This window comes from Rhodococcus sp. ACS1 (assembly GCF_002300155.1).
Taxonomy (GTDB): Bacteria; Actinomycetota; Actinomycetes; order Mycobacteriales; family Mycobacteriaceae; genus Rhodococcus_F; species Rhodococcus_F koreensis.
On the sequence record NZ_NSDZ01000022.1, the window covers coordinates 1 to 4037 of the forward strand.

6 protein-coding genes and 1 pseudogene are annotated in these 4037 nt (G+C 65.3%); 5 read left to right on the top strand and 2 right to left on the bottom strand.

Annotated elements, in window-relative coordinates; genetic code table 11:
* The coding region (locus CJ179_RS50345) for an ATP-binding protein (RefSeq protein ID WP_179377994.1) at nt 1–186 on the top strand (186 nt) is incomplete at its 5' end.
* Between the two features lie 60 nt (nt 187–246).
* Nucleotides 247–587, top strand: a pseudogene (locus CJ179_RS50350) (phosphate uptake regulator PhoU); the annotation flags it as partial.
* A 484-nt stretch (nt 588–1071) separates the two neighbouring features.
* Here the strand turns inward: CJ179_RS50350 and CJ179_RS50355 are convergent.
* Nucleotides 1072–1752 carry a nucleotidyl transferase AbiEii/AbiGii toxin family protein gene (locus CJ179_RS50355; RefSeq protein ID WP_218834962.1) on the bottom strand — a complete coding sequence of 227 codons (681 nt, stop codon included), beginning with the start codon at nt 1750–1752 and terminating at the stop codon, nt 1072–1074.
* A 37-nt stretch (nt 1753–1789) separates the two neighbouring features.
* On the bottom strand, nt 1790–2305 hold the full coding sequence (locus CJ179_RS50360; protein WP_095866530.1) for a helix-turn-helix domain-containing protein: 516 nt from the start codon (nt 2303–2305) through the stop codon (nt 1790–1792).
* Nucleotides 2306–2437: 132 nt separating this feature from the next.
* Here CJ179_RS50360 and CJ179_RS50365 point away from each other — a divergent pair, with 132 nt between their 5' ends.
* From CJ179_RS50365 to CJ179_RS53700, 3 genes are all read left to right on the top strand, one after another.
* Entirely contained in the window at nt 2438–2767 is a 330-nt protein-coding gene (locus CJ179_RS50365) for a hypothetical protein (RefSeq protein WP_257016470.1), read from the top strand.
* Nucleotides 2768–3020: 253 nt separating this feature from the next.
* The gene (locus tag CJ179_RS53695; RefSeq protein ID WP_257016471.1) at nt 3021–3149 is read left to right on the top strand and encodes a hypothetical protein; all 129 of its coding nucleotides are present in this window, start codon (nt 3021–3023) and stop codon (nt 3147–3149) included.
* 127 nt (nt 3150–3276) lie between these two features.
* A complete protein-coding gene (locus CJ179_RS53700; protein ID WP_257016472.1) occupies nt 3277–3411 on the top strand; it encodes a hypothetical protein in 135 nt (44 codons plus the stop codon).
* The last annotated feature ends 626 nt before the right edge of the window (nt 3412–4037 follow it).

Below are 4037 nucleotides of genomic sequence, written 5' to 3' on the forward strand. Positions count from 1 at the left end.
GAGGAGCGTGCAAGTATCGGGATCGCGTCGAATCTGCCGTTCTCGGAGTGGGGCACCGTCTTTCCCGATCCTCGCCTGGTTGCCGCGATCGTCGACCGCATCACCTTCAACGCACACATCCTCGAAACCGGAACCCAATCCTATCGACTGCGCACCAGCAAGACCCACCACCGAAAGCCCGCCTGACCCCCCAGTGGGGCCGCAATTCATGCCGACCGCCGGGGCCAGACCACTTGACGAAACCCAAGCGTCCGCCGCCGCCATCCCGAGCACGTCGCTTCCGGTGAGGCGGAGGAATTGCTCTCCCAGATGGGGCGGGGGCGGCCGAGTTGGCCGGCCTCGCCGAACGGGTCCTGCGCACGCATGATCCCGAACTGGCCGCGGAGATCGGTAGGCGCGACGACGAGCTCGACGATCTGCACCGACGGCTGCTCACACTGATCGAGGATCCGTCCTGGACCGGCAGTATCCCGGCCGCGGTGGATGTCACATTGCTCGGCCGCTTCTACGAGCGCTTCGGCGACCACACCGTCGTGGTCGGGCGCCGGGTGATTTTCCTGGTCACCGGGCAGCAGATGACGTCGTAGGTCGTCGCCGTCACGGGCCGGATCGCCGCGGCGGCTGGCGAGTGGACTTCGTCGTGCCCGTGGGTCCCAGCGCATCCTGACGGTGGCGGATCGATCGGAGAGGGGCAGGTGATGACCATTCGGGTGGGCCCGACGGATGACGGTTATGTGGCCACCCAGACGAGGGATCACGCGACGATGTCGTACACCACCTCCTAGGATCTGATGACCTCACCCATATCCGGACAACAGTAACCAAACCGGTAGGTCTATTTCCGACGTACGGCAGTGTTCCAACTGCGGACAGCAACTCACCCAGGAGTACTACCCCGACGACAACTTCGGCAACACCGGCGGCAAGATCGAAGGACGCACCTACTGCGACAACGCGAACTGTCCCCAGTACAACAAAGACAGATCCTGAGCGGCGTAGGCGATACATGGGGAGCACTTGCACCCAGTGCTGTTTGGTTGCCCGCACGCCCGCAACCTGTCCGCCACTTTGCTACAAAGCTTGATGCAAACGATGCGCACGCCCGCGGGGTGCATGCACCATCGCTATCTCATGGGCATGCATCTCAATGCTGGTTTGCGACGAGAGTGCACGAAGTTGGGGTAGCTCGGTGGCGTCGGTGGGGATCGCGTGGTCGGGGAATCGTTGGAGGCTGTCGAGCATGGTGGCGAGTATCTGTGGGTCGAACCCGGCGTCGATCTCGGCGGCCCGGGTCAGGAGTGTGTTTTTGTCGTAGGTGGCCGAGAGTGTGTAGATGTCGGCGAAGTCGCGGGCTTCGGCGCGGTCGAACAGGGCGATGAGTTTGCGGCCGGCGAGTTCTTCGGGGGCGTAGGTCGGTCCTGCCACGCTCGCGGTTGCCGGTAGTCCCGGGGCGGAGTCCAGCGCCAGGTCGACCAGGAGTTGTTCGGGTCCGTGGATCAGGAGGCGGCAGAACGTGGTGCCGTCGTGGATGCGGTCGATTCGCCAGCCGCGGGTGTCGGCGGCCTGCTCGAACTCGTCACGGGCCTGGGTGACGTTGCCGCGGTCGGGGCCGGTGAAGAAGTCGAGGTCGTGTGTCTGGCGGGTGCTCAGGTGCTGGGCGATCAGTGCGGCGCCGCCGGCGAGGAGGAAGCCCTTGCTGGCCGGCAGGGTGAAGAAGAGCTGGGCGACCTCGAGTTGGAAGTCGGTCAGCACGACGAGCTCTTGTGGTGCCGGGATCGTGCCGCTGTGTTCATGGGGTGGGGAGCATCTGTTCGATCACCGGTGTCCAGGCGGTGCGCAGGTCGCGTGGCAGGACGAGCTCGGACCAGAGGTCAATCAGGAGTGCTCCGTCGATGTAGGTCAGTACGTCGTCGGGGGTGCCTTCGCGCAGCACGATCTCGTATACCCGGGAGCGTTCGGATCGATCGGAGAGCCGAAACGCGCGCCCGGGATCGGACCAGTTCAAGGTCAGGGGCAACTGGACTGTCGCCACCGCTTGCTCGAGGGACAGGCGGGGGAGCCGGTCCGGGACGAGGTGGTCCCGACCGCGTGCTCCGGGGACGAGGTGGAAGGTGATGTGTGGGGTGGCGTCGAGGTCGTAGCCGGCTTCGGTGAGGAGTCGTTGTGTCGTGTCCAGGGACGGGGATTTGCGACCGTTTTCGTAGGCCGAGAGGGTCGGTCGTGAGGTGTGGGCGCGGCGGGCGAGTTCGTCCTGGCTCAGGCCGGCGGCCCGGCGGACGCGTTCGAGGAGTGCGGCTCCGTTCATGGTGCGTTCTCCGTCCCGTTTCCGCCGCTAGCACGCGGGTCATCCGTATCCGATCGGATACTCTACCGTCGTCGGGACTGCACGGCAAGACCGTCGGAACCGGTGCGGGTGGCGTCTGAACGTGCGCCCGAAGTGATCGACCTGTCGGCGGCGGCGAGCACGGGTGCGGTGATCCGGTCGGCGATCGGGTGCCGCTGGTTCGATGTGGTCCGGCTGGGGCCGGTTCTGGATATGGGGATTACCTCCCATACGGAAGTACGTTCGCGACGCTGGCGGATGCGCGGGGTCGACGTGACGGCGGCGGCGATTGCGCGGGCGCATGGGGCGATCTGGCAGCCGTTTTGCGGGGTCGTGGTATTCCGGCTCGCCCACGACGGCATCGGAGCGATGGTGGGCCTGTCTGCCGCCCAGAGGGACGCCCTGCTGTCCGGTGCGGTGTTCGCGTCCACCGTGCACCACTGAACGCGGAAGGAAACCCCACGGTGACGCCCACGACCACAATCACGACTGGCACGAGCACCATCCCCACCCCCGAGGCGTGCAAGTCGTGGGGCGAGCGCGCCCTGGCACGTGGCACCCACTACATCGAGGAGTCGTTCTGGGTGTACCTGATGCGGGACCGGGACGGCATCGATCGGTGGGTGCTCGATCCGGTGACGGTGGACGGCTGTGGACTCGATTCCGGCCTCGGGGGCGGGGCCCGCAAAACGAGTGCATGTGCGAGGACCGGGACGAGTGCGACGCGGTCCGGGACCGGATGGACCGGTTGCCGTCGGCGGATGACCTGCTGCACCTGCTCGCGGAGTCGCTCGGCTACACGGTGACGAGGGCGTGCCGGGTATGACGGTGGAGGCGGTGATCGTCCGGGACCCGGACGGGCCGACCAGTGTGTGGGTGTTCGTGGGCTGTGAGCCGGTCGAGGCGGTCGAGAGCTGCATCGATGCCGGTGCGGGCTGGGAGTGGGAGGACTGGTGCGAGCACCGGACGAGATGCTCGCCGGTGCCTCTGCGGCACGTGAGTTGCTGCTGACACTGCTCGACGGTCCGCCCGGTGGGGTCTATGTCGAGGGCCGCGACGATCGGCCCTGGCTGGACCCCGCAGCCTAGTTCTCCTCTCTCGGTGCACGGCCTGCACACGACTTCCGGGGTGCGGGCCGTGTGCTGCGTGGGGCCGTAATGGTGCTGTGACCTGGTGTGATGACATGTCCCCGGTTTGTGATGGGGGGGTGCCGGCACCGGGGTGTCGGCGGGGGCGCGGGCGTCCGTTTCATCCGGTTGTGGACTTGTTTTGAAAGTTGTTGGTTAGCAATATATTTGAGTAATTAGTTGATAAATAGGCTTTTACACGAGTTATGCACGATTGTCAGATTGTAAGGTTCGTAATATGTTGTAAATTAACAAGATTAGATATTTTTGAAGTTTTTGAACTGTTCGAGTTGAAGGAGGGGTGGGTGGTATGCTGTGGGTAATGACATCAGGTGGCGCGGGAAGTCGAGAGGGCGGCGCGTCGGGCACAACCGCCCGCGCGGCCTCGTTGGGGTGTGGGGGACCGGATCGAACGCTCCGATGGAAAGTACAGGTGAGAACCTAATTTCGGAAACCCAGAGGAGCGAAGCGACTCGATCGGCGGCAACGGGAACCGACCCACTGCGAGCCGCGCGAGCGGCTCCCTGGCGGGGAGCGAAGCGACTCGCCCCGTCTCCCGGTGCGGAGCACCGGGAGCAGCGCCGCGG

Coding starts and splice junctions, on each gene's coding strand:
- CJ179_RS50360 (WP_095866530.1), bottom strand. CDS start 2,305: ATGAACGGAGCCGCACTCCTCGAACGCGTCCGCCGGGCCGCCGGCCTG.
- CJ179_RS53695 (WP_257016471.1), top strand. CDS start 3,021: ATGTGCGAGGACCGGGACGAGTGCGACGCGGTCCGGGACCGGATGGAC.